Source organism: Halorhabdus salina (assembly GCF_013839425.1).
Lineage (GTDB): Archaea > Halobacteriota > Halobacteria > Halobacteriales > Haloarculaceae > Halorhabdus > Halorhabdus salina.
On sequence record NZ_JACDNP010000006.1, the window covers coordinates 33495 to 59770 of the forward strand.

Genomic DNA, 26276 nt, shown 5'->3' on the forward strand with positions numbered 1-26276 from the left:
GTACAGTTACAGTGGCGGAGCCACTGCAAGGCAATAGTTAGAATCCCCCTTGAAAACCTGTTGTACCCAATCAGTTGGGTATCGTTCACAACAGCTGTTCGAGTTGACGGCGTCGCCCCTCGAGGTCGATCGATGTCTCGATGCCCTCTGCGATGGCGAGGCGATCGACGACGAGTAACGGATCGACGCCGGCGCGTTCAACAACTTCGAGCAGTGCCGAAATCTCCTGGCGATACACGGCCAGTGAGGACAGCAGGCCGACCACCAGCGCCATCGGGATCGCCGCCTCGGCTTCCCCGGGAAAGGAATCGTCGATCGCCCGGAAGTCGGGCGGCTCCGCCGGCGGATCCTCAACCGGGAGCAATCGGAGACATCGCGAGCAGATCGCCGCACCCGGCTCTTCGCCCGGCAAATATTCCTGCTGGTCCGGCGGGACCTGAAACGCGAGCAATGCCCCACCACAATCCGGACAGTCCATACCCCTGCCTGAGTGCTTGAGCGACAAAAAACTACGTCGTCACGTGGCCGGCCGGGATGGGGCCGGTTTCACTGGGTCGCCGCTTGCTCGGCTTCGCGGGCTGCCTCGCGTTCTTCTTTCTCGGCAGCTTCCTTGTTGGCCTTGATCTTTTTCATCCGGAAGATCTCTTCGCGCTCTTGCTCTTCGAGTTTCTGCTCGATGTACTCCTTGTTCTCGTTGAGCTGTGGGAGCAACGTAAACTCCAGGGCGTTGACCCGCCGCTTGGTCGTCTCGATCTCTTCGAGGAGTTCTTTCATTGCGGTCTCGACTTCCGCGGCGAGGATGATCTGTTCGAGCAGTTTCTCGTAGGACTCGGCAACTTCGTCGATCCGGGCGCTCGTCCCGAGAACGCCGTAACCACGCTCGTCAAGGCTTTTGCGTACCTTCGTCGATTCGATCTGCGGGACGACCACGCCCATGATGTTCTTCGACTGCGTCGAGATTTCAGGATGCTCCTTGAGCGCGGCAGCGGCCCCACGGACGGCGACGTCGCCGTCCATCGCTCGTGCCATGTCGATGCGCTCCTGGGCGTCCTCGTAGGTGTCCTCTAAGTCCGCCCGGACGTCCTGGGCCTGATCGAGGATATCCATGAACTCCATGATGAGGCCGTCACGCTTCTTCTCTAAGGTGTCGTGGCCCCGTTCTGAGAGCTCGATCCGGTCCTCGATCTGCATGAGGTTTTTCCGGGTCGGCTTGACGTCCTGTGCCATTACCCAGGCCTATCCAACCCATCCAGTTAATCCTTTTCAGTCGGTGCGCCAACCGCCGAACCCTCCGATTCTGGCATCGCTTGCCGGTCACAGCCAGAGGCCCTGTTCGCGATCGATCCAGGTGACGATTACCGTGTGGGGCAGCGTTAACACGGCGATCCCGACGAGATACAGGCCCACGGCCCCGCCGATCGACTCGCCGGCCGGGACCAGCCTGAACAGACCGCCGATGAGGGCGAGTGCTGCGATCGAAAGCGGTGCCGCCTCCAGGCCAACCCGGCCGATCGCTCGCCACCACCGACCGTCTTCGACGGCCGTCCGGACGCGCCCGTCGAGCCAGCCGACGCGAGCGAGGTGCCGGACCGAGTGCCACAGACAGAAGTAGACGCCGATCGCCAGGATCGGTTCGACGACGAGAAAGACGACCCACAGCAACGTCACTTCGACAGCATCGCGTCGCCAAGCATGCCCGCCACCCGAGCGATGACGGCCGCACAGGAGCGTCGCGATCGTCACGATGCCGAAGGCCGCTGCCAGTGCGATTCTGCCACTCGGCTCGAACAGTGGCCACGTCCCGACTGCCCCACCGAACGGCGCGACAAACGAGTCGAGGACGGCCCGGTAGCGTTCGGGAAAGCCAATCAGCGGCACAAGCATCGGCAACCCGCCCCGAACGACGGTCGTCAGCCCTTGCTGGGTCCGATCGAGATACGTGGCTCCGAAGACGTCCCGGAGAACGTACAGTTCGCCTTGGCCCCAGTGAAACCAGGTTAGTCCGATGAACAGGACTGCGGCCAGCACTGGTGTGAGCCACCACAGCGCCAGGTAGCCGACACCCAGCACCGCATAGAGGCCACCGACAATAGCGAGCCCCCGCAGGGTTACCCGCCCGTCGAGCGCCCGGGGCAACGCGACGTAATCGAGTGCGCCGTGTGGCAACCCGAATACGACAACGCTCGCGAGCAAGGGCAGATACCGAATTGAGTCAGAAACAGGCCCTATCAGGGGAAAGATGACCGCGAGTCCAGCCAGGGGGAGCCACCCGCTCCACTGGAGCAGACCGGCCAGCCGACGCGGATCGTCGGCCCGTGTCGCGATCGAATCGCGGGCGAGGAGAGACACGCCTCATGATTGGTGACCGCTCGGCAGGAAGGTTTCGGCGGGGGCTCTCGGCTAACTCGGTGAAACAACATACAGCCTGCTGACAGTGCACTGGGTTGGCGTACAAGATGCAGACCATCTTTTTCCCACTCGGGTTCGCGCAGATCGCGAACCGCTCGTGGCAAAAACATGGGTGAAAAAAGGCCGGACTCGCTTCGCTCGTCCGGTGAATCGAGCGACCAAACGGGTCCTTCGGACCGCTTGGTCGCACGAATGCTCCTGTGCGAGATCTGCGCATTCTATCTTGCATTGCACATCCTCTCAGACTTGTTATACAGACTCCTCTTTCATTGGGTTCGGAAAGAGCCTCGGCGGGAAACCGCGGGTGGCGGCTCAGCGCTCGGCATCTCCCGACTCGTCGCTGCGACGATAGTAGTACTGCGAACCGTAGTACGTCAGCACGGCGACGATCCAGGTCACGACGATCGGGGGTGTCACGGTGCCGCTCGTCGCGAACTGATAGCCACCGATCGCGACTAAGACCACGACAGTAACGAGAAATCCGTTCCGGGCGCCGCGCATAACCGGGTCGGCTTCGACCATGACGAAGGCGTTCACACAGCGGGTACTTACCGCTGGGGATCAGTCGGCCGTCGCTTCTGGGGACGTCTCGGTCTCTTCGTCCCCGTAGTTTTCCTCAATGTACTCCTCGCCGATCCGGTTGAGTTCCTCCTTTGGCAGATCCGAGAGGAGATCCCAGGCGATGTCTAGCGTCTGGTCGATCGTCCGGTCGGTGTTGTAGCCCTGATCGACGAACTCGCTCTCGAAGCGATCGGCAAAGTCCAGGTACTTGTTGTCACGCTCGCTGAGGGCCTCGCGACCGACGATGTTCACCAGATCGCGCAGGTCTTCACCCTCGGCGTAGGCAGCGAACATCTGGTCTGAGACGTCGCCATGGTCCTCACGGGTCAGTCCCTCGCCGATCCCTTCGTCCATCAGCCGGGACAGCGAGGGGAGGACGTTGATCGGCGGCCGGACGCCCTGGCTGTTGAGGTCGCGGTTGACGTAGATCTGGCCCTCGGTGATGTAGCCTGTCAGGTCCGGGATCGGGTGAGTGTCGTCGTCGCTTGGCATCGTCAAGATCGGGATCTGGGTGATCGATCCCTCGACGCCCTCGATCCGCCCGGCCCGCTCGTACAGACCCGCTAGATCGGTGTACATGTACCCGGGGTAGCCCCGACGACCTGGGACTTCCTCGCGGGCGGCCCCGATCTCCCGCAGGGCCTCACAGTAGTTGGTCATGTTCGTCATGATCGTCAGGACGTGATACCCTTTCTCGAAGGCCAGGTATTCGGCGGTCGTCAGCGCCAGCCGCGGCGTGATCGTCCGCTCGACTGCGGGGTCGTCCGCGAGGTTCATGAACACGACCGAGCGTTCGAGTGCACCCGTGCGCTCGAAGTCGTCCATGAACTCGTTGGCCTCCTCGGCGGTGATCCCCATCGCCGCGAAGACGACGGCGAACTCGCTTTCCTCGCCCTCTTCTTCCTCTTCGGGCACCTCTGCCTGGCGAGCGATCTGCAAGGCGAGTTCGTTGTGGGGCAGCCCCGACCCGGAGAACAGGGGGAGTTTCTGCCCCCGAACGAGGGTGTTCATGCCGTCGATGGCAGAAATCCCTGTCTGGATAAACTCACGCGGATACTCCCGGGAGACCGGGTTGATCGCCTTGCCGACGATGTCCTGGCGCTCGTCCGGGACGATGTCGGGGCCATCGTCGATCGGCTGGCCGGTCCCGTCGAGCACCCGGCCCAGCAGATCTTCGGTGACGGGCATCTTCATCGTCTCGCCGAGGAACCGGACCGAACACTCCCGATCGATTCCCTGGGTACTCTCGAAGACCTGAATGGCGACGTGGTCGCTGGTCGACTCCAGCACCTGTCCCCGGCGGATCTCGCCATCGCCGGTTTCGATCTCGACGATCTCGTCGTAGCCGACCGGTTCGTCCGTCTCGACGAACACGAGCGGACCTGAGACTTCAGTAATCGTCTGATACTCTTTCATTGGTACATCCCCCGTAGCTCCTCTGCAATGTCGGCTTCGATCTCCTCGATGAACGCCTCGTACCCTTCGGTCGTGCCGATCCGGTTGAGTCTCGGAGCGGCGTCAATGTCCGTGATCTCGTCGACCGGTACACCGGCATCAAGCGCATCGAACGCCTCATCGTTGAGGGTCTTGATGGCTTCCATCATCCGATAGGTCTTTGCCGGCTCACAGTAGGTGTCGACGTCGTGGAGGGCGTTCTGCTGGAGGTAGGCCTCCCGGATGTACCGGGCGACTTCCAGGGTCAGTTGCTGGTCGGCGGGCAAGGCGTCCTGGCCGACCAACTGGACGATCTCCTGAAGTTCACTCTCCTCGTCTAGGGTGTCGATCACCCACTGGCGGATCTCCGGCCAGTCGTCGGCGACGGCATCAGTGAACCACGGATCGAGCTGATCGCGGTACAGCGAATAGGATTCGTCCCAGTTGATCGCCGGGAAGTGCCGCCGTTCGGCCAGGTCGGCGTCAAGCGCCCAGAAGGTCTTGACGATCCGCAGGGTGTTCTGGGTCACCGGCTCCGAGAAGTCTCCGCCCGGCGGGGAAACGGCGCCGACGACTGTCACCGATCCCTCGGTACCGTTCGAATTCTGGTAGTACCCGGCCCGCTCGTAGAACTCGCTGAGGCGCGCCCCGAGATAGGCAGGATACCCCTCTTCGCCGGGCATCTCCTCAAGTCGCGAGGAGATCTCCCGCAGGGCTTCGGCCCATCGTGAGGTCGAGTCGGCCATCAGCGCGACGTCGTAGCCCATGTCCCGGTAGTATTCGGCGATCGTGATGCCCGTATAGACCGACGATTCACGCGCCGCGACGGGCATGTTCGACGTATTCGCAATGAGGCTCGTCCGGCTCATCAGCGGCTTGCCGGTCTTGGGATCGTCCAGTTCGGGGAAGTCCTCGATGACCTCGGTCATCTCGTTGCCCCGCTCGCCACAGCCGACGTAGACGACGATGTCCGCGTCGGCCCACTTGGCCAGTTGGTGCTGGGTCACGGTTTTCCCGCTCCCGAAGGGCCCCGGAATCGCGGCCGTCCCGCCTTTCGCGACGGGGAACAGGCCGTCGAGGATGCGCTGGCCGGTCACCAGCGGATCGGTCGGCGTCTCCTTGTCACCGGCGGGCCGGGCCTGGCGGACCGGCCACTCCTGGTGCATGGTGATCTCCTCGCCGTTGTCGAGCTCGACCACCGTCTCGTCGACGGTAAAGTTCCCCTTCTTGGCGTCGACAACCTCGCCGCCGTCATAATCGGGCGGCACCATCACTTTGTGTTCGATGCTCTCGGTTTCGGGAACGGTCCCGACGATGTCACCGGCGGCAACTTCGTCGCCGTCCTCGACAGTGGGCGTAAACTCCCAGGTTTTCTCGATGTCGATCCCGGGGGCGTCGACCCCACGGTCGAGGAACGCCGAGTCCATTTTCTCCTCTAAGCCTTCAAGGGGGCGCTGGACGCCGTCGTAGATGTTGTCCAGAATCCCCGGCCCGAGGTCGACGCTGAGTGGCGCACCCGTACTCTCGACAGGTTCGCCAGGGGCGACGTCCGAAGTCTCTTCGTAGACCTGGATCGTCGTCAGGTCGCCCTCGATCTCGATAATTTCGCCCATCAGCCCTTCTGAACCGACGTAGACCACGTCGTTCATCCGGGCGGAAAGGCCCGTCGCCGTGACGACGGGACCACTCACGCTCTCGATGACGCCGTCTTCACGGACGTCGGAATGTGTAGCTTGACTCATGATTGTTCGTCCTCCTCCATCAGGTCGATGCCGATGGCGCGTTTGATCTGGTCGCGCAACCCGCCGCTGCCGGCACCGCCGCCCAGCGTCACCAGGACGGGATCGACGCTCGTCTCGACGCGCTCGCGCACCTCACGCGACAGGTGTTCGAGGTCCGGCTCGTGCATGACGATGATCCCGACCTCGCTGTCCTCGAGTAGCTCCGTGACGGCCGCGTCCATTTCCTCGCGGTCCGGCTCGGCCGGGACGTTCGCGAACTTGCGGACGCCGGCCAGCCGGAAGCCAGTCGTGAAATCGCCGCTGCCGATGACCGCGATCTCCTTGCTCATAGCATCACCAGATCACGTTCGATCTCGTCCAATCCGAGACCGCTCTCACGGCCACGGGCGATCGCCCGGATATTGTCGATCTCGCGCTCTTTGGCCAGAATGTACGACAGCACAGCGGTGATCGACACTGGGTACCGGTAAGACAGCGTATCGGCGTATTCCAGCAACGCAGCGTCGAGCGCGTGCTCGAACCCGATCAGATCCGCGGCCGCCTCGAGGTCGTCGATCGCGGCCTCGAGATCCTCGCCGTATTCGCTGTCCCGGACGTGGTCGACGAGCTGATCCGTATCACCAGCCAGTTGTCTGACTTCCTCGGCGTCGAAGAGGGTTCCTCCTTCGATATAGTATTCTGACGGGTCAATGTCCGCACCGCTGCGGGCGATCCGTAGGGCGTTCCGGAGGTTCCGGAAGTCGATCTCGGCCCGAAGGAACTCCAAATACAGCTGGGTGGCTCGGTCTGCCGACTGGGCGTCGGGCAGCCCCTCCATCAGTTTCTCGTAGAACGTCCGGTCGACGGCGTTTTCGAGGGGCACGAGCAGTTCCTCGACCTCGAAATCGTCGAGAGCCGCTTCTAGGGGTTCGTGGAAGATCGTCCCGTCAAGCCCCTCGATGACGCCCTCGATCGACTCTTTGGCGGCCAGCCGATCGAGTGTCGCTTCGGTGAGTTCCCCCGCTTTGATCAGGTCCGACTCGATGGCCTCGGCGTCGGCACCCGAGTAAATGCCACGCAGGATTGTCTTGACGTTCCAGGCGTCAAAGCGCCGCAGGTAGCGGGCGACGTTCTCGTATAGCCCGCCCTCGGCCCACCGCAACAGGTCCTCGAAGTGCTTGGCCATGTTCCGGGTGAGGGCATACTCGATAAGGTCGACGCCCGAGTACCGGGCCCCGAGGTCGTTCATCTCCCGCTCGTACTCGGTTTCCTCCATGAAGCGGGCGATCTCGCTGGTCCCCATCCGGACCAGTTTGCGGTAGTCGTCTTCGTCAAAGAGCGCGGCTCGGCGGGCCCGGACTCGCGCGACGACGTACTCGTAGTTGCTCGACTCACCGGAAGTCCGTGTAGTCGGACTCATTGCTCGGGTTCGCCCTCGACGTCGGTGCCTGCGAACAGGCGATCGCTAATCTCGCGAATCTCCTGCTCCCAGACGGCTTCCAGCAGCGAGTCGAAGGTGTTGTTCACCCGGACCCGCGAAGCAGTACTCTCGACGACGACGCCGCCAAGACACTCTCGCTGTCCCGCATGTGTTGCCTCGTAGTCTTCGAGGATCTCCTCGACTAACGCTTCGTCGCCAGGTCGGCAGTACACTTCGATCTCGCCGCCATCGAACTCTCTGAGGGCAGCTTCCAGCAACTCGCGGGTGAGTGATTCACGGCGGTCGTCCGATAACGCGACCAGTTCGTCTTCGACCTGCTCGCGGACCGTCGACAGTGCCGTTCGCCGGGCCTTCAGGCGCTCCTGTTTTGCCTTGAGGGTCGCACTGGAGAGGCGCTGTTCGCGCTCCTGTTCGATCTGGCGCTGTACCTCCTGCTCACGCTCGTCGCGGATCTCATCGGCGTCGCTTTCGGCGTCGGCGAGGATCCCTTCGGCCTCCTCCTCGGCCTCAGCACGGATCTCTTCCGCGCGCGTGCGTGCTTCCTCTCGGATGTCTTCGACGACCGTTTCGAGGCTCATACTTCGAGAACCTCGTTACTACGACAACGTCAGGAAGACGACGACCAGTGCTAGGATGACGATCGTCTCGGGAATAACCGTCAGGATGAGAACACGACCGAACAGACTCTCGTCTTCCGCGATAGCGCCGACGGCTGCCGAGCCGATTCCGCGCTCGGCGTAGCCCGCACCGAACGACGCCAGCCCGACGGCGAGTGCCGCCGCGGCCAGGGCCGGGATTGCAGGATCCGATTCGTACGTCTGGAGTAGCACGTCCGTCAGGGTTGGTAGTACGCTCATGATTGGATTCCGTATGGTGTATCCGAACAGGCGTGACTTCGCCCCAGCACGTTCATAAAGCTTCTCAAACCACGTCGCTATTCCGTCGTAATCTCTGGGTATCGCTGCTATCTACCGGTCAGCCCAGCGAGACTGTCTCGAACGGGGACTCTCTGTAACGTATGCGATCGAGAACTCTCCCCGACGGCGACGCTAGCGGTGACTTAGCTTTCGGCCGTGTACGTCCGTTCCTGCCCGAACGGATTGTAGGCTTTGCCACCGCCCTCGTAGAACTTGCTGAAGAACTCGACGTACTCCAGACGGACCGCCTGCAGACCCGCCGAGGAGATACCGAGCACCAGCACGAGTAAGTGGCCAAGCAGGAGGACGACGATCCCGCCGAGCCAGCCCAGCGCGAGCATCACGGGACCGCTCCCGTTGACCAGCCCCGAAAAGATGACCGTGCCGTGTTCGGGAAAGCCATTGAAGAAGATGAGGTGGAACTCACCTTCGTGGATGTACGCACCGAACACCAGCAGGTTCACCGCGAGGGCCATCCCGGCCTTGGCGAGCAGGACAGCCGCCAGCCGCGTATAGGACACGACGTGGCCGAACGCCTGCGTGATGCTTTCGATCAGGGCGATGCCCCCTTCCGCGTAGACTGCCAGGGCCAACCCGATGAGAGCGACGACGAGACCGACTTTACCGACCATGGGTGAGAAGCCAGCAAAGCCCAGCGGCAGCGCTCCGCCACTGTCGAGGACGGTGAACATGAAGTCCGGCTTGGGGCCACTGACGTGCGTGCTGAAGACCCACACCCAGAGGCCCACGGTGAGCATAATCCACGAACCGCTCTCGACGAATGCCTCGCCGACGCCGTGTCTGACGTTGTTGATGAAATCCAGTGCCCGACCACCGGCCAAGTGGAAGACACCGGCGATGATACTGACCAGCAGCCACGCCTGGGCGAACGCGATGTAGTGTGGTTGGAGTCCCTTGTGGATCGGCGGGTGGCCGTTCCAGACGAGTTCTCCGAGCTGGTGGAGGCCGAAGAACTCGCCATAGAGGACGCCAAACAGAGCCGTGAAGCCCCCGGCCCACATGCCGACGCCACCGAGGCTCCGCAAGACGTCGTTTTCCATGCGCGAGTAGACGGCATAGCCCAGCAGGACGTACAGAAGCCCGTACCCGAGGTCACCGATCATGAACCCGAAGAACAGCGGGAACGTCAGGAACAGCGCCACCGTTGGGTCCAGTTCTGTGTACTTCGGCCGGTTGATGACTTCGACCAGCGACTCGAAGGGACGGGCCGGCCCAGGGTTCTCCTGGACCACAGGCGGCATCCCCGTGCTCATCGGGAGGATCCCGCTCGTGCCTCCATCGGCGGCCGCCGTTGATTCGCCACCGTCGGCGGCTACCTCGGTGGCGTCACCCTCGTCTGCGCCGGGCGTCGCCTCGACTGGTTCGCTCTCGGTCGGATGGCCATCCTCGTCGTACTCGGCACGCTCGAGTTCGTCGATGTCGACGTGCTCGCCAACGGCGTCCCGGAGCGCGGCCTCGAAGGCCTCAACCTCGTCGGTGGGGATCCATCCCTCGGCGACGAAGGCGTTCTCGGTGGTCGCGAAGGTCAGCGGTGCCTCGCGCTTTTGGACCTCGATCGTGAGCTTCTCTTCGGCCGCAAGCAGGAAGCTCGCGACGTCGAGTTTCAGCTCCTCGATCTCGTTTTCGACGGTCGATAGCTGAGACTCCAGTTGCTGGCGACGGTGGTGGAGTTCTTCGAGGTACGTCTCTGGGTCGCCTTCTCCGTCGGGTAACTCGACGGCCGCGAACTCCGCCCCGACCATCGCGTCGTCAAGCGCCTGGTTGTCGGCAGGGTAAGAGAAGGCAGCCAGCGCTGCTCCCTCGGCGAAGACCTCAAATTCCTCGACCGCGTCGGCGTCGGCGAGCGCCCCCCGAACTGCGTCCGGATCGCCTTCGCCGACGGCGACTGACAGGGCGTCATAACCCGACAGCAGGTCAAGGTCGATCCCGAGCCGGACGAAAAACTCCATGCGATCGATCCCGTCTTCGACCTCTCGTAGGTCACGTTGGAGTTCCTCGCGTCTGTCGTCGAGTTCGGTCACCTCTTGGCGGATCTCTTCGAGTTCCTCCTCGAGGGCCTCGTCGGTGACGAGCCGGGTCGGCCCGGCGTCTTCGGGTTCGATTTCGAGTGTCGACTCCAGAGCGCGGACGGTGACCAGTTTATCCGATGCCTGGTCGGCCCCTTCTGTCGGATCTCCTGGTTCGAACCCCTCGAAGGAGCCATCGTACTCGGTGATGTGTAGCAGGTCGATGTCGTGGACGGCTTCGATCACGTCGGCCATAACGGTCTTCGAGCCGGTCACCGAGATCCGGCTCATTTGCTCAGGTCTGAGCATGTACCGCCTCCTCGAACGACTCGACGACGTAGTTGACCACCTCGTCGACGCGTTCGTCGGCGTGGGCTTCGAGGCGCTCGCGCGTCTCGCGCCCTTCCTCGAGGATCTCTTCGCGATCGGCATCGATCTCCTCGCGGGCTTCTTCGAGACGCTGTTCGGCCGACTCCGCGGCCGCCGCCTTGGCGTCGGCGCGGATCTGTTCGGCCTCCTCGCGGGCCTCTTCGAGACGCCGATCGTGTTCTGTCTCGGCGTCGGTGACGATCTCCGTTGCCTCGCGCTCGGCCTCCTTGATACGGTCGAGAACCTCGGGCCTGGGCATCTATCAGTCGTCGTTTGCCAGAGCGCCTATATGGGCGTTGCGAAGTATCTGTCTCGATCACTGGTGATTCCCGGCAAGGGTTGCTTCGTTCGATCCGGGGAATTAACCCGATGTGGCCCTAATTACGCTCTAATGGGGCTGCTCGAAGATAAGGACCGCGCGCGGCTGTTCTACAAGTACCTCTCGACGGTGTATGACCGGATCAACCCATTCATCTGGAACGAGGAGATGCGCACCGACGCGCTGGATCTGCTCGACATCGAGGCTGACGACCGCGTCCTCGACGTCGGCTGCGGGACCGGATTCGCCACGGAGGGTCTCCTCGAACACACCGAGAACGTCTACGGGCTCGATCAGAGTCCCCACCAGCTCGACGAAGCCTTCGAGAAGTTCGGGACCCGCGGGCCCGTCCAGTTCTGTCTAGGTGATGCCGAGCGGCTGCCGTTCGCCGAGGCTACCTTCGACCTCGTCTGGTCGTCGGGCTCGATCGAATACTGGCCCAATCCCGTCGATGCACTCAAAGAGTGTCGTCGCGTCGCGCGCCCGGGCGGACAAGTACTTATCGTTGGCCCGAACTACCCCGGCTCGACGATCTTCCAGAAACTCGCCGACGCGATCATGCTGTTTTACGATGCCGAGGAGGCAGACCGGATGTTCAAGGCAGCCGGCTTCCAGTCGGTCGAGCACGTGACGATGGGCCCCTCCTATAACCCGGAAATCGCGATTACGACCGTCGCTCGCGTTCCCGAGTAACAGCTCCCCTGCGGTCCGAGCAGAGTGGCCACCCTCCTGTCAGCTACTCAGCGATGGGCTCGAGTTCCGTGAGCACGCGCCCGTCCCGACTAATCGTTATCTCGACGGTCGCGCCATCACTGAGCAGCGGCGTGTTCGAGGTCGCAAGTTCGACGGTCCCGGCTTCGCCCGCGGTCCAGTTCCCGCGCGTTTGGCTATTGAACGGTCCGGTCGGCCCGCTTTTGAACCCCTTGGCTGCAAAGAACGGAATCGGTGGCTGGTGATCGAGCGACTGACCGTCGACTTTGATTTGGACGTCCACGGAGTCCGGATCTAATGCTTGGCCTCCCTCGTGTGTGAGCGTGATACTGTCAGTACTTGCGTCCGCCGTGGCGCTGAACCGGGTCGTCGGTATCGAGGGTTCGACGTCCGGCGTGAGGATGACTGCACTCATCGTCCCCGCCAGCACGATCGTTATCGCCAATAAGAGCACAGTCCCGACGACCGGCGATATCGCACGCTGTGCCATTGGCGGGGGGTGGCCCCACTCTGGTACTTCAACGAGAGGATTGTCCGAATGTACGTCGCCAGTCAGCCGCTGCCTACCGTGACTGAGATGCTGTCGCCGCCTGTTGTCGCCGTCACTGTCTGGCCGTCGAGTTGAGCGAGCCACAATTGTCCGTCGGATCCAGTTGTCCCGACGGTCGCTTCTCCGACTGAAAGGGTCGCGGCCACTGGCTCGTTCCTATCGGGGGTACTGACTACGATCTTTGCGGGTCCGTCAACCGTCGTTCGGTTGATCTCGATCGCCAGTACCTCGGTTTTGTTGGCGGCGACGGTGGTTGTCGGCAATCGGGATAATTGGAGGCGATGGACTTCGTGGAAGACGCCTGTGGTCCGGCCATCGAAGTAGGCGTCCAGTGTGCCGTGGGCGTGGCTGAGTCTGACCGGATAGATCGCCGAGTCACCGAATCCACTGATGCTCGGGTTCGACACCAGGTTGTCGAACGCCCACGGATAGATCTCTTGGGCGCGCTGATGGGCGCTGACCAACGGCGAAGAGCCGTTCGTTGCGAACTCGTTCGTCCCGCTGTCGGCGCGCGCTGTCCACCGTGTCGCTTCCCGGATGTACGCGCCGCCGTCGATCGTTGCTAGGACGATCCCGCCATTAGCCGTACTGGTCGCGACACGGGCCGGATCCCGATCCCCCTGCGTCGCCCCGGCGACGGTTTCCATCAGTGGCCCGGTCAACGACACGATCTCGGCATCGACTCGTGCGAGACTGACGGCCAGAGCCGGTGGCAATGAGACATCGTGTCGTTGTGTGACGCCCTTGACGGTATCTGCGCGCATTCTGACGGTGTGAGCCGCTGTTTCGATCCGCGTGAGCTCACGGAACAGTTTCGTTGCGGTCATCTCTCCCTGGTTGTACGCCCGAACCGCGTCGATGCGTGCCGTTCGTAATGTTTGGCCCTGGGTGCGCAACCGTTCGACGATTTCCCGAACCGTATCGATCTGGGCAGATCGACTCTCGGCGGTTGCAAACTGCCGCTGGAATGTCCGGCTATCTACACGACTCTGGAGCTGCTCACGCTCGCTCGACAGCGCGCCGGAAAGGTCGGCGTCAACGGTGTGTTGGCCGCTGGTCGCACCGTTTTGGAGTTGCAATCGGTTGATGGTCTCGTTTTCGGCGCTGACTGTCTGGAAATTGGCCGTCGCGGTGCTTGTGGGAGTTGGGACGGCAGCGACAGTGCCGACCAGTAGGAGGGCAACCAGGCCAAGCGTCACGAGAACCGAACGTCGTCGCATCAGCGTTCGATTATACGGCGGGATACAAAAACCCAGCTACACCGACGTCACCATTCGTTCAGTCGCCGTTTCGGCATGCCGAGGTCGCTTTGGGACGCGGTCTAACGCCGCGAGACTATTTATCCCGCCCGCTAACGTTTCACAGATAGAAAGGGTTTTCCACCAGGCAGGATAGGTGAGCAGTACATGGCCCCGCTGTCCCGCGCGGCGGTCCTGGCCCTGGGTGCCGTCTTCGTCCTTCAGGTCGGGCTCGTCGCGGGTGCGCCCGTATTCAGCCCCAGTAGTGGATACGCTGTCGCTGATGGTGCTGTTGACGGGAATACGACGATGACGATCGATCTCCAGGCTGACGGCGACGCGCGCTGGACCGTGGTACTGTCTGTCCCCCTTCAACACCAGGCGGCTATCGAGTCGTTCCAGGAGACGGGTGAGACGTTCGAAGCCGGCGACAGCGATGTCCTCTCAATCGAGACGTTCCGGCAATTTAGTTCGCTCGCCAGCCAGGCGACCGATCGGGAGATGAGACTCGAGACCGTCACTCGCGAGGCGAGCGTCGACAATGCGACCGGACGGCTCGCGTTATCGTTCTCCTGGACGAACTTCGGGCGCGCCGAAGGGGCGTACCTCTATGTCGACGACGTTTTCGAATCGCCGACCGGAACGTGGTTCGATGGACTGGCTGCCCACCAGCAACTCGTAATCGAGGCACCTGATAGCTTCGAGATTACCAGCGCCCCCAAGGGGTTTACCAACAAGACAATCCGATGGGACGGGCCGACTGAATTCGAGCCGTCGTATCTATCGATCACGTATCATTTAGACGCGACGACGAACACACCAACCGCGACTGAAACGACTGCTGGCTCAGTGGATAGTGGTGATAGCATCGGTCCACTGCCCATTGTCTTTTTCCTGTTGATCGTGGGGTCCGGTGCTATCTACGTGTTCCGCCGCGGCGAGTTCCCGCTGTCTGATCGTACCGATACATCTGCTAGTTCGTCGTCGACCGCCACCGACGACCAGGCGGTCGAGGCATCTGTTCACGAACCCGCAGGCGCGTCGGCCGACGAAACTGACGAGCAACCGGCCGACGAAACTGACGAGCAACCGGCCGACGAAACTGACGACGAATCCGGCCCCGGTTCACTTCCGGACCGCGAGTTGTTGAGTGACGAAGAGTACGTCGAGGCGTTACTCGAGCACAATGGCGGCCGGATGAAACAGGCGGCCATCGTCTCCGAGACCGACTGGTCGAACGCGAAGGTCTCTCAATTGCTCTCTTCGATGGCCGAGGATGGTCGCGTCGAGAAACTCCGGATCGGTCGCGAAAATCTCATCTCGCTGCCGGACTTCGGAAACGAAGAGTAGCTGCTTTGGTCCGTGCGTATCGCTTCTGGAAGATAGACGCCTTCGTCACGTACTTGGTCAACCAGCCCGCTAGACCCCCCAATGGAGTACCTGGAGCGCCGACGGGGCCTCGTAGAAGAGCGACTCGAAGCGGTGCTGTCACGGGTCGATCCCGAGACGCTTTCGGCGGAACTTGAACACGTCGTGCTTTCGGGCGGCAAACGGGTCCGACCGACGGTGACGCTGCTGGTCTGTGAGGCGGCCGGTGGCGATCCGGAAGACGCGGTCGATTATGCCGTCGGCGTCGAACTTGTCCACAACGCCTCGCTGGTTGTCGACGACATCATCGACGAATCCGAGTTGCGACGCGACGCCCCTAGCGCGTGGTCGGCGTTCGGTCACGGGCCGGCGATCGTCGCCAGCGACGGATTACTCGGTGAGGCCTTTGCCATGTTTTCGACCGACGAACGCGCAATGCGAGCGGTTTCTGAGGCGATGGTCAATCTCGGCGAAGGCGAAGCAACCGAACTCGTTGCCAGGCCCGGCTCGGAAGCGGGCTATCGTCAACTCGCGCGCCGCAAGACGGGAGCACTGTTTCGGGCCGCGGCTGAACTGGGCGCGATTGCTGCTGACGCGGATGCCCACACTGTCGAGGCATTCGGGCAATATGCCGAACGCGTTGGCGTCGCCTTTCAGATGCGTGACGATGTCCTCGATGCGACGGCCGATGCCGAACAACTGGGAAAACCTGCTGGCCACGACGCCGCGATGGAACGACCTTCGATCGTGCAGGTGACCGATCTGTCGCCCGGAGAAGCCGACGAACGGGCTCGTGGAGAGTCACAGGCAGCCCTCGATCAACTCGATGCGCTCGCGGCTGAAAACCAGCAGGCACTGGAGTACTTACGAGATCTGGCGAAGTTTGTTGTAGCCCGACAGCGCTGAGTCGCCGGCCGGACGCGTTCGTTCACTCGTTCACGTTTCTTCCGAGAACATTCGCCACCGTGAGGTCGGGATCCCACGTCGGCCCGACGGCGCGGCCGGCCCGGTTTGCTGTCGGTGCCAGCGGGATGTGGGCTGACTGGTGACTGCATGGGTCATCTCGGCGCAATCGCCCGCGGGATGGGCGTTTTCCACATTCGTTTGCCTGTACTCGTCGGTCGACATCGCGCCCGTCGATACCAGTAGATCGCCGTAGGATCGTTGGTACGTCTCACCGTCTTCGCTCGTCTCTGTCAGTTCCTGTCGATCGGGGTCGATTGCTGTTGCCTTTGGGCCGGTCCGGAGATCGATGTCTCGTTCTTTCGGGAACCAGTTGGTCGGGATCGCCACGAGCTCTTCGAGGCGATCGATCCCGTCGCTGACGTAGTCTGGGGACCACAAGCTCCGTAGCGGACTCACTCGCCACGTTCGAGGACCACAATCTCACGAGCTGGATCGTCTCACTTTGCCTTACTCGCCGCCCTCATCCTGGCCGCGTCGCCGCCCACACCTACGAGTGTCTTACCCATCTCGGGTGTTCGATCCGACCACGCGAAAGTATTGGACTGGATAGACAAGTCTCGTGTGCGGGCAACGATATGGTGGCACGAGCCGAGGTGGTTCTTCCGGTCCGGGCGTGCCTTCTGATCGGACAGCTTGAGCAGTTTCCGGTCTTGCCGCTCGACGTCGTGTCTCGAAGGGAAAATACCGAGTGCCGCTACAGCGTGATCGCGTCAACCGGACACTGCTGTTCGGCCTGTTCGGCCTCCGGCGTCACTTCGTCGCTGACGGCTTTGGCCAGTCCGCCGTCCATTTCGAACGTTTCTGGCGCGACGCTCGCGCAGATCTCACAGCCCGTACAGAGGTTTTGATCGACTTCTACCATCGTATCACTTCCAACTGTGTCTTTTTACTCGTGCTGTTTAGTTCAGACGAGTGTTCCCACGTGCTGGAAACGGAAGTGAACATCCAGGCAGAATTCTGTCTAGTCGGCACGGAGAGCGCGATATCGGTCCGATGGTGTCGGCTACTGTGGGGCGTCACCTTCCGTGCGATGTGGCTGTGAGCTACTTTACTCGGCCACAAGAGCGGTCTTGGGGTACGATCCAAGACACCTGTGGGTCGAAGTTTGTATCGTTCCGGACCGTCGAGACTAGCTTTCCCAGGGCGCTTGGGCGCCGTCGTGATCTTCATCTTCGTCCGGACTGTCGTCGTCTTCCTCGTCGAGGAACTCCTCGTCTTCAGGGATGAACACGCCTTGACGCATTGCTTCGAGCCGCGGCATCATACTGAAATGGTAGTAGACACTCCAGACGAGGCCGACCACGACGGCCATTCCACCCATCGCCAGCGGATCCTCGATTCCGAGTTCCACAACGAGGAATGCACCGGACATGACGAGGGCCACGTTGTAGACGTATATCGCAAGTTCGGAACGATCGATGTCCATGGTATACCATCGCGGGACCAGGCTCAAAGGAACTGTCGGTCCCGATCGCTCGGCACTCGCTCGTCACGTCTGCCTGCCCGTCAGTTGTCCTGACCGATAGTTTGGCCCGGATAGTCTTTCTCGCCAGCTTCAACACGGATATCGAGCCAGTTTGCCATCGGAATGAGCGGGCACTCGTAGGCCCCATTGTACGCACAAGTCGGGTTATACGCCTGATTGAAGTCAAGGATCCACTCGCCGTTGTCGGTCTGCTGGCGCTTGGGTTCGAGGTCGAGATACCGTCCAGCTCCATACGTTTCCGCGCCGTTCGTCTCGTCGCGGAACGGTACCCAGAACCGGTCCTCGCCCGATGCCGGCCGGTAGGCCTGTAGCGTGACGCGCTCGCCGTCGATCTCGACGGTGAGCTCGCCGTAGCGGACGTATCGTTGCTTGCCGTCGGCGGTCGTTTCGACGGTGATCTCCTCTTTCTCATCGTGTTCGTCAAGCGGGACCTCGAAGCGATAGGCCTGGTCTACGTCGTAGTAGTCGAGTCCGGGGAAGTCGGCGTGATTTGGGATCGGTGATCGCGGATTGTCGGCGAAATACGTCTCTTTTTCCCCTCGTTGCTCGCGAATTCGCTGGCTGTAGTCTTCGGTACTCATCACGCTCTCATACGGCCCCCGGATAGTTAACGGTATTGCGCAAGTCAATCAACACCGAGAGGGAAGCCCCCGCGATCTTATCGTCTTCGCTTACTGTTGGAGTCGACTCAACCACTGACCGACCCGACCGGAACTGCCCGTCACGAGTCGGTCGGAGTTGAACACCCGAATCGCGAGCCAGATCATCACGATGGCGAAGATTGCCTCGTACATGATCCCGCCGACAACCATCGTGGTGTCGTTCAACAGCAGCCGTTTGGGGGCGATCGCGGGGTGAGTGAACGGAATCGCGAGCAGGATCGCCCGAATCGGTAGTGACAGTTTGGCGACGTCCGTAAACATCGTCGCGAACATGGGAACAATCGCCAGGATGGAGATTGGGAACAGTAGCATTTGGGCACCCTGACGGTCGCCGGCGAAAATGCCCAACACGAGCGCAAGCGCGAGGACGCCGACCAGTGAGAGGAACAGTGAGACGCCGACGATTGCGTAGTCGACGATTCCCAGCGAGAGGGCGGCACTCGCCGCCCCGTCGGTGAACGACGACTGGTAGTAGTAGATCGAGACCGTATAGAGGGCCGCCCCGAGCAGCCCGATCGAGGCGCTACCGATGAGTTTCGCCGCGACGATCGTCGACCGTTTCACAGGCATCGTCAACAGGGTTTCGAGAGTTTTGTTCTCTTTTTCGGCCCCCATCGAGTTGATCACCATCTGGCCAGAGAAGATAATCACGAACATGATGACCACGGGGATGAAGATGAACTGCGTGGCAAATGATCCCGAGAGTGCCCCTGGTGAGGTGTTTTCGAGGGTTTTGTCCTCCAGGTAGGTCGTGTACTCCGGCCGGATCGGATTGAGCATTGCTGGCGTCGTTCCGGTGACGTTCAGCGTCAGGGCCGTGCCGGCCTGATCGACCTGTCTCTTTATTTGGGTCGAAGATGTGATGCCCGAGAGGGAAAGCGAGCGTACGACCGAGTGAATCCCGATGTTCCCGGCTGCCCGCTGCTGGATGCGTTCGGTGAACCCGTCGGGGATGACGATCAGTGTGTCCCCCCCTGCCTCCGAGACTGCCTCGATGGTGGCCGAGGGGTCCCCGGATTCGGCGTAATAGACGACTGCGGCGTTCTGCGAGAGCGAGGCATTGACCAGCTCGCCGTATTCGCCGTCGTCCTCGTTGAGGATGCCGATATCGGGTTGCCCGGCCGCGGCGTCGTCGATGCCCCCGATCCCCTGGCCCAGCCCGATAAACATCACGGGGATCAAGAGGATCGGCAGGAGGTATCGTGGCCGGAGCAATTCGCGAGTCTCCTTCCAGAGAAGCCGCCAGAAGTGATTCATGCGACCGCCTCCAGAAAGGCTTCTTCGAGATTCTCGGCGTCGTATTGATCGATCAATTCCGGGGGGGTACCCTCGGCGACGATCTCGCCTTCGTTGAGTAGCCCGATCCGATCACACAGGTATTCGACTTCGAGCATGTTGTGGCTCGACAGCAAGACACTGCGATCCTGGCCGGGAAACTCCTTGACGATCTCCCGGATCGTCCGGGCGTTTTCGACGTCTAATCCCGACGTGGGCTCGTCTAAGATCGCCAGGTCAGGTTCGGTCATGATCGTACTCGCCAGCAGGAGCTTCCGGGTCATCCCCTTCGAATACTCGCTGGTCTTGCTCTCGATACGCTCGTCCAGATCGGCGATCTCGATACCGTGCTCGACGAGTTCCTGGGGCGAGTCGCTGTAAAAGTCTGCGACGAATTCCAGGTATTGCCGGCCGGTGAGGTTGTCGTAGGATCCGGCATCTTCGGGTAGATACCGGATGCGTTTGCGTACCTCGTTGGGATCGCTCTCGACGTCCGCGCCGAAGACGGATACCTCTCCGCCACCGACGGTCAACAGTGTCGAGAGCGTCCGCAGGGTCGTGGTCTTGCCAGCGCCGTTGGGGCCGACCAATCCAAAGATCTCGCCGGGGTCGACGCTGAAAGAGACACTACGGAGGGCCTGTACGTCGTCGTATCGTTTCTGCAGGTCAGTCACCTGCACTGCCGTGGGACTCATCGTCGCTCGTAGGGGCAGTCTCAGACCGGATAAATCACCGTTTCGATCCTGGCGGAATTGACCGCTGGCAAACACGAGCCCCTGGTTGGCAGCCAGTTCAGACTACGTCGGGCCGAACGCGAAAGCGCTGATACTCGCCGTGGGAGAGTTCCAGTGCGCCAAGCCACCAGTTCCAGCGTTCGACGAGCGTCGATCCCTCGGGCGCGTCGGCCAGGTTTGTGATGACGATCTCGACGCGCAGTGGCTCGTCGAAATCGGCCGCGTACACCCCTCGATCCGCTAGGTCGGCCGCCTCCCGAGCGACGATCCGTGCAACGTCCGGATCGATCTCGAATCGTTCGATCAGCCGGGCCTGTAAGCGCTGTCGGTCCACGTCGGAGGGTTCGGCCCTCTCCTCTTGAAGCCTCCGAGTTGCGCTCACTCGTGACCAATGATCGGTTGGGGCTCGTAGGGTGCTTCGAGGTACTCGATGTCCGACTCGCTGAAACCGATCTCCATGGCCTCGACGGCGTCTTCCAAGTGCTCGACGCTGGTCATTCCGACAATCGGGGCCGTGACGTGCTCGTTTTGGTACTGCCAGGCCAGGGCGATCTGGGCCATGGTACGCCGTGCTCGGCGGCCAGTTCCTGCACGCGCTCGTTGATTTCACGGCCGCCGCGGGTGTACTGGTCGGTCAGATTATGGGAGTTCTCGGGGTCGCCGCGATCGGTCGCTTCGAGCTCGTCAAACGGGCGCGTCAGGAAACCTTCGCCCAGCGGCTCCCACGGAATGACGCCGATGTTCACTTCCTGGGTCAGTGGGAGCATTTCGCGCTCTTCCTCGCGATAGGCCAGGTGGTAGTGGTTTTGCATCGTCTCATAGTTGACCAGCTCTTCGCGCTCGCTTACGCCCAAGCGTTCGGCCAGCTGATAGGAGTTTGCGGTATCGAAGAAGTTCACCCCCCGGTCGATCGCCCGTTCGATGATCTCCCGACTGTCTTCCTCGTCTAACATCCATGGTTCCTCGTCGCCAAAACTCATCGTGCCGAGGCACAGCTCACTGATTTCCATCCCGGTCGAACCGAGTGTCGTGTACTCCGTGCAGTGGTTGTTTGCTGTCCAGCATCAAATCCGTCACGTGCGAATGATTATGTCCTCACGAATATGTGGATTGAGGGGCTACACCTCGTAGGCGTAGAACTGTTCGGGATCGGGGAAGAACTGCTCGGGGTCGTCGTGTTCGATCGTTCTCACCAGCGTGCCATCGAGTTGCTTGACGTGCGTGAACATCTTTCCGTGCTCGATGGCCGCCCGGACCAGCGGCGGGGCGTGTTGCATCCGGTAGGTTCCGGCCACGAACAGTGCCAGCTGTTTATCGAGGTCGAGGCATTCAGTGACGATAAAGGCGTGTCCGGTACTCGTTGCCTGATAGACGACCGTCTCCTCGAAAGACGCCCGATCAGCGAACGGTTGCAACTCCTCGGCCTGGTTGCTTGGGACGATGTACACCAGGCCCCACTCTTCGTCCTGGCCCGCGTCGGGGGGTTTCGGCGTCGTATCGTCGGACGTGAGCATGAGCGTCTCGAAGCCGTCCGCGGCCCGGTCTCTCGCCATCGCCTCGACATCCTGTACGGTCTGTTCCCACCCGCTGTGGGCCTCTCCACTAGTCGCGAGCAATTGTTCGCCGTCGTCCAGAGACACGTCGCCGGGACCGAGTTTGACCATGGTCACTGTTACAGCCCCACACCATTAAGGCGTGCCCATCGACTGGAACCGTCACCTGACGGTAACGCCGAGTCCGACTTCGAGCAGGATCGAAACGCCCAGCAAGACGAGGCTGGCGACAAACACTTTCACGTCGCGGCTCACGCGGCCTCCGTCTGGAACGTGGTTGCCCTCAAGCGGCGGCAGCGTGCGGATCCGTCGCTCGAAGCCGAATGCTTGCTCTCCTTCGAGGCTCATCCCGAACAACCGGGAGACTGGTCCGCGTCCGTGTGGTGTCGGTTGGATGGCGAAGGTGCCAACGCCGAACAACAGAAATCCGACCACGAACAGCGCGTACTTGAGTGTCACCAGCCCGTTGCCAAACGCCAGCGACGGGATGGCCAGAATGAGGATCACGGCTGTCGAGACGTACCCGACCCAGAGCACGAACTCGACGTACCGCAATCGGTTAGGAGTCACTGGTACGACGCGTGATGACTGGCGTTACGTCCTCGTAGTCGGACTCGTGGCGGTGACAGTAGCTCATGTGATTGTGCTCTCCAACGGGGTGAAAGTCCGGTCGCTTGAGATCACAGGCGCCGTTGAACGTGTCGTTCAGGTGATCACGTGCATCCGCCGGCCGTCCCTCTTTGACCAGTCCGGCAGCTGTTTCGATGTGCTCGCTGACGTCCGTCGGGACGTCGAGGTCGCCAAAGAGATCCGTGACTGTCTCATCGATATCGTCGTACGCCGAGAAGCTACCGAGTTGGCGTTTGAGCCGATCGACGGTACTGAGGCTCATTCGTGACCGTTCACGGACGACTTCCCGGAAGCGTTCGATCGCGTCCCAGACTGCCTCGTCGACATGCTTGTAGCCCTCCGGCCGGATCTTGGCTGGACACCGCGTCGAGAACTGACAGCCAGTCGGTGGATCGCGGGGACTGGGTGGGGTACCCGGCAGCGTGATCCGGTGGGAGGATGTTGACGGATCCGGGTGTGGGATCGCTGAGAGTAGCGACCGCGTATAGGGATTGTGGGCGTCTGCATAGACCGCCTCGGTATCACTTATCTCCATCATTTTTCCGAGATACATGACTGCGACCCGATCACAGATGTGCCTGACGACGGCCAAGTCGTGAGCGATGAACAGGTACGTGAGGTCGAACTCCTCTTGGAGGTCTTCGAGCAGCGTGATGATCTTTGCCTGCACGGAGACGTCGAGCGCGCTGACCGGCTCGTCGAGGACAAGAAACTCAGGTTCGAGGGCCAACGCTCGTGCGATGCCGACCCGCTGGCGCTGGCCGCCCGAGAACTGGTGGGGATATCGGTAGTAGTGTTCCTCTCGGAGCCCAACTGACGTCAGCAGGTCTAACACCCGCTCCTGGCGCTCCGTTTTGGTCTTCCAGTCGTGAGCATCGAGCGGTTCGCGAATGATTTCTCCGACCGTCATTCGATCGTTCAGACTGGATTCAGGGTCCTGAAAGACCATCTGGGCATTGCGACGCCACGTTTTCAATTCGTCGCCCGACAGCGTCGTGATATCGGTCCCGTCGAAAGAGATCGTTCCCTCGGTCGCCTCCTCGAGGCGGACGAGCGTCCGACCGAGCGTGCTCTTCCCGCAGCCGGACTCACCGACGAGTCCCAGCGTCTCTCCTCGCTGTATCGAGAAGCTCACGCCGTCGACGGCTTTGACGGAGGAACTTTCGAACATGCCTCCGCCGCCGTAGTGCTTTTTCAGGTTCTCGACTTCGATCAGCGTCTCACCCAATTGTGCCGTCTGTTCGGGCTGTTCTATCCCGCTATTCATCGTTGCTCACCTCTGTTTTGACGTCGTCGCCGCCCGCAAGCGCTCTGTGATGTTTGAGCCGCTCTCCTTCCGCTTTGTCCTCGGGATACAACAGACACGCTGCAGTGTGTTCGACTGTCTCGCCGACATCGATGTGTTGGGGTGCCATCTTGTCGCAGGCCCCGAATGCCTGTGGACACCGGGGAGCAAACCGGCAGTGATCGGCCGGGGCGTTTGGTGTTGGTACCTCGCCCTCGATGGTGTTGAGCCCCTCTCCACGGGAGTGTTCGCCCGGTATCGACTCGATGAGAGCACGCGTGTATGGATGCTCCGGACGCTCGAAGAGGTTCTCGACTGACGCTTTCTCGACGATCTGTCCGGCGTACATCACGTTCACGCGGTCAGAGATATCGGCGATGACTCCCATGTCGTGCGTGATGAACAGAATCGCAAGGTTACGCTCCTCCTGGAGATCCTTCAGCAGATCCAGTATCTGTGCCTGGATCGTCACGTCGAGGGCGGTTGTCGGCTCGTCGGCGATCAGCAGGTCGGGTTCACAGGCTAGCATCATCGCGATGACCGCTCGCTGGCGCATCCCGCCGGAGAACTCGTGGGGGTGCTCGTCGAGGCGGCGTTTCGCGTCGGGGATACCGACCGATTCTAGTAACTTTGTCGCCTCTTTGGTCGCTTGTGCACCAGTAATATCGCGGTTGATCTCTAGGGCCTCCCGGATCTGGTTTCCGATCGTGTAGACCGGATTGAGCGACTGCTGGGGATCTTGAAACACCATTCCGATCCCGCTTCCCCGGACTTCCCGGTACTCGGCATCGGAGAATGCAGTCAACTCTTGACCGTTAAACCGGATCGACGATTCCGGGAGCACCTCACCCGGGGAGTCGACTAGGCCCATGATCGAGCGGGCGGTGACACTCTTGCCCGAGCCCGATTCACCGACGATGCCGACTGTTTCGCCGGGGTAGACATCGAAACTTACGTCGTCGACGGCCCGGATCGTCTCCCGGTCGGTATGGAAGACTGTCTGAAGATTTCGGACCGACAGCAGCGGGTCACCCTCGTCGCGTGCGCTCTCGGCGGTTTCCTCACGGGACATCAGGCACCACCTCCTGCAGCCGCTTCCTCTGCCTCAGCGCTTTCGGTCTCGGGGTCGATCGCGTCTCGGATTCCATCGCCTAAGGCGTTGAGGCCAGTGACTAGTACGACGATGACTAGTCCAGAGAGCAGCGATATATGCCACGACGACGTCGCAACGTAGCTTTGGCCGAGCGAGACGGCCCGCCCCCAGGCCGGTGTCGGCGCACTGATCCCGAGGCCGTTACCGAGGAACGATAGCGCTGAGAGGCTGATGATGATGCCGCCGGTCGTCATCGAAGCGTACACCAGTAGGTAGCCCACGATGTACGGGAGCATGTGTTTGCGCATGATCGTGCGGGGGCGCTGTCCGAAGCTTCGTGCGGCATCGACCCATTCCTCTTGGGCAACTTGCAGGGCGGGACCGCGTACGGCCCGCCAGAGAAGTGGCCAGGTCGTAAACGCGAACACGAGCGCGAGGATGAACCCGCCGTCGAGGATGTTCCCGAGCCAGTGATTCGCGAAGACGGCACTCACCATGATCAACAGGATCAACCGTGGCACCGAGACGATCCCATCGGCAGTAGTAAGGATACCGAGGTCGATCGAACCGGCGTAATACGCCGAGACCATCGACAGTATGGCCGCAATGAGCGTCGCGATCCCGATCGCCATCCCGGCGACGATCATCGTGATCCGTGCTCCACCCATGAGGAACGTGAACAGATCGCGACCGTTACTTAGTGTTCCGAATGGATGGAATCGGTCGTAGTTGTCGTAGGTCATCGGCCCGACGTTCTCACCGCTGCCCTTGGATTTCGAGTTGAAATTTGCCTCGCCGACGAAGACCGTTTCGACTGATTCGGCCTCCGTGTCGTAGTACTTGATCTCGTGGCTGTAGGAACTCTGGATGTTCTGCTCGACGGTCGTCGGCCCGAGCGCTGGACCGAAAATCGCCATCGACAGGTACAGCAACAGGACGAGGATACCAAACTGTCCCCAGCGGTGGCCCCGGAGCCGACCGACCATATCGTCGGTCGGCGTCCAGTCGGCCTGTCGGTAGTGATCGCGGTAGATTTTCCAGCCGCGAAACAGCCAGTAGCTCACGAACAGTGCGTAGACGACGATGAGCGTGAGCCGAAGTGCCCACGCGAGTGCGGGTTCCAGCCCCAGGAACGTCCCCTTCCAGGGGCCGTTCGGGCCGAGCATATATCCCTGATTGGGGATCGTCTCGCGGCCAAACAGCGTCGGGAGCGATCCGGCCCACTCCGTGAGGCCCGTCAAAAACGTCGAGCCGGCCGCTTGGATGTCGAGGACCGTACTCGTTGCGCTCCCGGAGACAGCCCCGACGAGCAGTTCGACGAGCGCCGTCACGCCGACGAACGCTCGTTCGACCATGGCGAACGCGAGTGTCGCGTACGTGCCGAACTCGACGGCGACTAAGGCGAATAGCCCGGCGAGCCACTGGAGGAACGGCCGCGGCGATTCGACGATTCGCGTCCGGAGCGGAACGCGTTCGAACCCAGTCAACTCCTCGCGCGTCGTGGTAGCTGTAGTATCCGACATCGGT

29 protein-coding genes and 1 pseudogene are annotated in these 26276 nt (G+C 61.6%); 3 read left to right on the forward strand and 27 right to left on the reverse strand.

The annotated features are described in order from the left end of the window. Positions 1-85: 85 nt before the first annotated feature. From HZR20_RS09410 to ahaH, 12 genes are all read right to left on the reverse strand, one after another. Complete coding sequence (locus HZR20_RS09410; protein ID WP_181686337.1) at positions 86-478, reverse strand: DUF6276 family protein; 393 nt, start codon at positions 476-478, stop codon at positions 86-88. A gap of 68 nt (positions 479-546) precedes the next feature. Then, positions 547-1227, reverse strand: a complete 681-nt coding sequence (locus HZR20_RS09415) for a V-type ATP synthase subunit D (RefSeq protein ID WP_154550875.1) — start codon at positions 1225-1227, stop codon at positions 547-549. A gap of 87 nt (positions 1228-1314) precedes the next feature. Further along, positions 1315-2349 carry a Brp/Blh family beta-carotene 15,15'-dioxygenase gene (locus HZR20_RS09420; RefSeq protein ID WP_181686338.1) on the reverse strand — a complete coding sequence of 345 codons (1035 nt, stop codon included), beginning with the start codon at positions 2347-2349 and terminating at the stop codon, positions 1315-1317. A 372-nt stretch (positions 2350-2721) separates the two neighbouring features. Next, positions 2722-2931 (reverse strand): hypothetical protein, encoded by a 210-nt coding sequence (locus HZR20_RS09425; protein ID WP_181686339.1) that lies wholly within the window; start codon positions 2929-2931, stop codon positions 2722-2724. Positions 2932-2970: 39 nt separating this feature from the next. Next, the gene (locus HZR20_RS09430; RefSeq protein ID WP_181686340.1) at positions 2971-4386 is read right to left on the reverse strand and encodes a V-type ATP synthase subunit B; all 1416 of its coding nucleotides are present in this window, start codon (positions 4384-4386) and stop codon (positions 2971-2973) included. After that, positions 4383-6146, reverse strand: a complete 1764-nt coding sequence (locus HZR20_RS09435) for an ATP synthase subunit A (RefSeq protein ID WP_181686341.1) — start codon at positions 6144-6146, stop codon at positions 4383-4385. The genes HZR20_RS09430 and HZR20_RS09435 overlap by 4 nt, the downstream gene beginning before the upstream one ends. Further along, positions 6143-6475, reverse strand: coding sequence for a V-type ATP synthase subunit F (locus HZR20_RS09440; protein ID WP_181686342.1), 333 nt, complete (start codon positions 6473-6475; stop codon positions 6143-6145). The genes HZR20_RS09435 and HZR20_RS09440 overlap by 4 nt, the downstream gene beginning before the upstream one ends. Further along, the gene (locus HZR20_RS09445) at positions 6472-7545 is read right to left on the reverse strand and encodes a V-type ATP synthase subunit C (RefSeq protein WP_181686343.1); all 1074 of its coding nucleotides are present in this window, start codon (positions 7543-7545) and stop codon (positions 6472-6474) included. Before HZR20_RS09445 ends, HZR20_RS09440 begins: the two co-directional genes overlap by 4 nt. Beyond that, a complete protein-coding gene (locus tag HZR20_RS09450) occupies positions 7542-8144 on the reverse strand; it encodes a V-type ATP synthase subunit E (RefSeq protein WP_181686344.1) in 603 nt (200 codons plus the stop codon). The genes HZR20_RS09445 and HZR20_RS09450 overlap by 4 nt, the downstream gene beginning before the upstream one ends. Positions 8145-8162: 18 nt before the next feature. Then, positions 8163-8423, reverse strand: coding sequence for a hypothetical protein (locus HZR20_RS09455; RefSeq protein WP_181686345.1), 261 nt, complete (start codon positions 8421-8423; stop codon positions 8163-8165). A 203-nt stretch (positions 8424-8626) separates the two neighbouring features. Beyond that, entirely contained in the window at positions 8627-10819 is a 2193-nt protein-coding gene (locus HZR20_RS09460) for a V-type ATP synthase subunit I (protein WP_181686346.1), read from the reverse strand. Next, entirely contained in the window at positions 10806-11138 is a 333-nt protein-coding gene (ahaH, locus tag HZR20_RS09465) for an ATP synthase archaeal subunit H (RefSeq protein ID WP_181686347.1), read from the reverse strand. The genes HZR20_RS09460 and ahaH overlap by 14 nt, the downstream gene beginning before the upstream one ends. Before the next feature lie 132 nt (positions 11139-11270). On the opposite strand from ahaH, the gene HZR20_RS09470 reads away from it, so the two are divergent. Beyond that, the gene (locus HZR20_RS09470) at positions 11271-11891 is read left to right on the forward strand and encodes a methyltransferase domain-containing protein (RefSeq protein WP_181686348.1); all 621 of its coding nucleotides are present in this window, start codon (positions 11271-11273) and stop codon (positions 11889-11891) included. 43 nt (positions 11892-11934) lie between these two features. Here HZR20_RS09470 and HZR20_RS09475 read toward each other — a convergent pair whose 3' ends face one another. Both HZR20_RS09475 and HZR20_RS09480 read right to left on the reverse strand, forming a co-directional pair. Next, complete coding sequence (locus HZR20_RS09475; protein WP_181686349.1) at positions 11935-12399, reverse strand: type IV pilin; 465 nt, start codon at positions 12397-12399, stop codon at positions 11935-11937. A 62-nt stretch (positions 12400-12461) separates the two neighbouring features. Beyond that, on the reverse strand, positions 12462-13679 hold the full coding sequence (locus tag HZR20_RS09480; protein WP_181686350.1) for a DUF7094 domain-containing protein: 1218 nt from the start codon (positions 13677-13679) through the stop codon (positions 12462-12464). Between the two features lie 186 nt (positions 13680-13865). Here HZR20_RS09480 and HZR20_RS09485 point away from each other — a divergent pair, with 186 nt between their 5' ends. Then, on the forward strand, positions 13866-15047 hold the full coding sequence (locus tag HZR20_RS09485; protein WP_181686351.1) for a helix-turn-helix transcriptional regulator: 1182 nt from the start codon (positions 13866-13868) through the stop codon (positions 15045-15047). A gap of 81 nt (positions 15048-15128) precedes the next feature. After that, positions 15129-15971, forward strand: a complete 843-nt coding sequence (locus HZR20_RS09490; RefSeq protein WP_181686352.1) for a polyprenyl synthetase family protein — start codon at positions 15129-15131, stop codon at positions 15969-15971. 30 nt (positions 15972-16001) lie between these two features. Here HZR20_RS09490 and HZR20_RS09495 read toward each other — a convergent pair whose 3' ends face one another. From HZR20_RS09495 to HZR20_RS09555, 13 genes and pseudogenes are all read right to left on the reverse strand, one after another. Further along, on the reverse strand, positions 16002-16427 hold the full coding sequence (locus tag HZR20_RS09495; RefSeq protein WP_181686353.1) for an FAD/NAD(P)-binding oxidoreductase: 426 nt from the start codon (positions 16425-16427) through the stop codon (positions 16002-16004). Positions 16428-16725: 298 nt separating this feature from the next. Further along, positions 16726-16893, reverse strand: a complete 168-nt coding sequence (locus tag HZR20_RS09500) for a ferredoxin (RefSeq protein ID WP_181686354.1) — start codon at positions 16891-16893, stop codon at positions 16726-16728. A gap of 267 nt (positions 16894-17160) precedes the next feature. After that, entirely contained in the window at positions 17161-17457 is a 297-nt protein-coding gene (locus HZR20_RS09505; RefSeq protein ID WP_181686355.1) for a hypothetical protein, read from the reverse strand. 80 nt (positions 17458-17537) lie between these two features. Further along, positions 17538-18098: a DUF1684 domain-containing protein gene (locus HZR20_RS09510; RefSeq protein WP_181686356.1), complete on the reverse strand. Its 561-nt coding sequence runs from the start codon at positions 18096-18098 to the stop codon at positions 17538-17540. Positions 18099-18188: 90 nt separating this feature from the next. Continuing rightward, entirely contained in the window at positions 18189-19436 is a 1248-nt protein-coding gene (locus HZR20_RS09515; protein WP_181686357.1) for an ABC transporter permease, read from the reverse strand. Next, entirely contained in the window at positions 19433-20149 is a 717-nt protein-coding gene (locus HZR20_RS09520) for an ABC transporter ATP-binding protein (protein WP_181686358.1), read from the reverse strand. Before HZR20_RS09520 ends, HZR20_RS09515 begins: the two co-directional genes overlap by 4 nt. Before the next feature lie 97 nt (positions 20150-20246). Next, positions 20247-20522 (reverse strand): hypothetical protein, encoded by a 276-nt coding sequence (locus HZR20_RS09525; protein ID WP_181686359.1) that lies wholly within the window; start codon positions 20520-20522, stop codon positions 20247-20249. 44 nt (positions 20523-20566) lie between these two features. Continuing rightward, positions 20567-21198, reverse strand: a pseudogene (locus HZR20_RS09530) (aldo/keto reductase). A gap of 108 nt (positions 21199-21306) precedes the next feature. Next, complete coding sequence (locus HZR20_RS09535; protein WP_181686360.1) at positions 21307-21852, reverse strand: DUF7529 family protein; 546 nt, start codon at positions 21850-21852, stop codon at positions 21307-21309. 51 nt (positions 21853-21903) lie between these two features. Further along, positions 21904-22311, reverse strand: coding sequence for a DUF7555 family protein (locus HZR20_RS09540; RefSeq protein WP_181686361.1), 408 nt, complete (start codon positions 22309-22311; stop codon positions 21904-21906). After that, the gene (locus HZR20_RS09545) at positions 22301-23638 is read right to left on the reverse strand and encodes an ABC transporter ATP-binding protein (protein ID WP_181686362.1); all 1338 of its coding nucleotides are present in this window, start codon (positions 23636-23638) and stop codon (positions 22301-22303) included. Before HZR20_RS09545 ends, HZR20_RS09540 begins: the two co-directional genes overlap by 11 nt. Beyond that, complete coding sequence (locus tag HZR20_RS09550; protein ID WP_181686363.1) at positions 23631-24728, reverse strand: ABC transporter ATP-binding protein; 1098 nt, start codon at positions 24726-24728, stop codon at positions 23631-23633. The genes HZR20_RS09545 and HZR20_RS09550 overlap by 8 nt, the downstream gene beginning before the upstream one ends. Continuing rightward, complete coding sequence (locus tag HZR20_RS09555) at positions 24728-26272, reverse strand: ABC transporter permease (protein ID WP_181686364.1); 1545 nt, start codon at positions 26270-26272, stop codon at positions 24728-24730. Before HZR20_RS09555 ends, HZR20_RS09550 begins: the two co-directional genes overlap by 1 nt. Positions 26273-26276: the final 4 nt, after the last annotated feature.

Coding starts and splice junctions, on each gene's coding strand:
- HZR20_RS09510 (WP_181686356.1), bottom strand. CDS start 18,098: ATGAGTACCGAAGACTACAGCCAGCGAATTCGCGAGCAACGAGGGGAA.
- HZR20_RS09505 (WP_181686355.1), bottom strand. CDS start 17,457: ATGGACATCGATCGTTCCGAACTTGCGATATACGTCTACAACGTGGCC.
- HZR20_RS09455 (WP_181686345.1), bottom strand. CDS start 8,423: ATGAGCGTACTACCAACCCTGACGGACGTGCTACTCCAGACGTACGAA.
- ahaH (WP_181686347.1), bottom strand. CDS start 11,138: ATGCCCAGGCCCGAGGTTCTCGACCGTATCAAGGAGGCCGAGCGCGAG.
- HZR20_RS09485 (WP_181686351.1), top strand. CDS start 13,866: ATGGCCCCGCTGTCCCGCGCGGCGGTCCTGGCCCTGGGTGCCGTCTTC.
- HZR20_RS09425 (WP_181686339.1), bottom strand. CDS start 2,931: ATGGTCGAAGCCGACCCGGTTATGCGCGGCGCCCGGAACGGATTTCTC.
- HZR20_RS09550 (WP_181686363.1), bottom strand. CDS start 24,728: ATGTCCCGTGAGGAAACCGCCGAGAGCGCACGCGACGAGGGTGACCCG.
- HZR20_RS09475 (WP_181686349.1), bottom strand. CDS start 12,399: ATGGCACAGCGTGCGATATCGCCGGTCGTCGGGACTGTGCTCTTATTG.
- HZR20_RS09445 (WP_181686343.1), bottom strand. CDS start 7,545: ATGAGTCCGACTACACGGACTTCCGGTGAGTCGAGCAACTACGAGTAC.
- HZR20_RS09435 (WP_181686341.1), bottom strand. CDS start 6,146: ATGAGTCAAGCTACACATTCCGACGTCCGTGAAGACGGCGTCATCGAG.
- HZR20_RS09490 (WP_181686352.1), top strand. CDS start 15,129: ATGGAGTACCTGGAGCGCCGACGGGGCCTCGTAGAAGAGCGACTCGAA.
- HZR20_RS09450 (WP_181686344.1), bottom strand. CDS start 8,144: ATGAGCCTCGAAACGGTCGTCGAAGACATCCGAGAGGAAGCACGCACG.
- HZR20_RS09515 (WP_181686357.1), bottom strand. CDS start 19,436: ATGAATCACTTCTGGCGGCTTCTCTGGAAGGAGACTCGCGAATTGCTC.
- HZR20_RS09535 (WP_181686360.1), bottom strand. CDS start 21,852: ATGGTCAAACTCGGTCCCGGCGACGTGTCTCTGGACGACGGCGAACAA.
- HZR20_RS09520 (WP_181686358.1), bottom strand. CDS start 20,149: ATGAGTCCCACGGCAGTGCAGGTGACTGACCTGCAGAAACGATACGAC.
- HZR20_RS09415 (WP_154550875.1), bottom strand. CDS start 1,227: ATGGCACAGGACGTCAAGCCGACCCGGAAAAACCTCATGCAGATCGAG.
- HZR20_RS09410 (WP_181686337.1), bottom strand. CDS start 478: ATGGACTGTCCGGATTGTGGTGGGGCATTGCTCGCGTTTCAGGTCCCG.
- HZR20_RS09440 (WP_181686342.1), bottom strand. CDS start 6,475: ATGAGCAAGGAGATCGCGGTCATCGGCAGCGGCGATTTCACGACTGGC.
- HZR20_RS09460 (WP_181686346.1), bottom strand. CDS start 10,819: ATGCTCAGACCTGAGCAAATGAGCCGGATCTCGGTGACCGGCTCGAAG.
- HZR20_RS09480 (WP_181686350.1), bottom strand. CDS start 13,679: ATGCGACGACGTTCGGTTCTCGTGACGCTTGGCCTGGTTGCCCTCCTA.
- HZR20_RS09545 (WP_181686362.1), bottom strand. CDS start 23,638: ATGAATAGCGGGATAGAACAGCCCGAACAGACGGCACAATTGGGTGAG.
- HZR20_RS09470 (WP_181686348.1), top strand. CDS start 11,271: ATGGGGCTGCTCGAAGATAAGGACCGCGCGCGGCTGTTCTACAAGTAC.
- HZR20_RS09500 (WP_181686354.1), bottom strand. CDS start 16,893: ATGGTAGAAGTCGATCAAAACCTCTGTACGGGCTGTGAGATCTGCGCG.
- HZR20_RS09430 (WP_181686340.1), bottom strand. CDS start 4,386: ATGAAAGAGTATCAGACGATTACTGAAGTCTCAGGTCCGCTCGTGTTC.
- HZR20_RS09555 (WP_181686364.1), bottom strand. CDS start 26,272: ATGTCGGATACTACAGCTACCACGACGCGCGAGGAGTTGACTGGGTTC.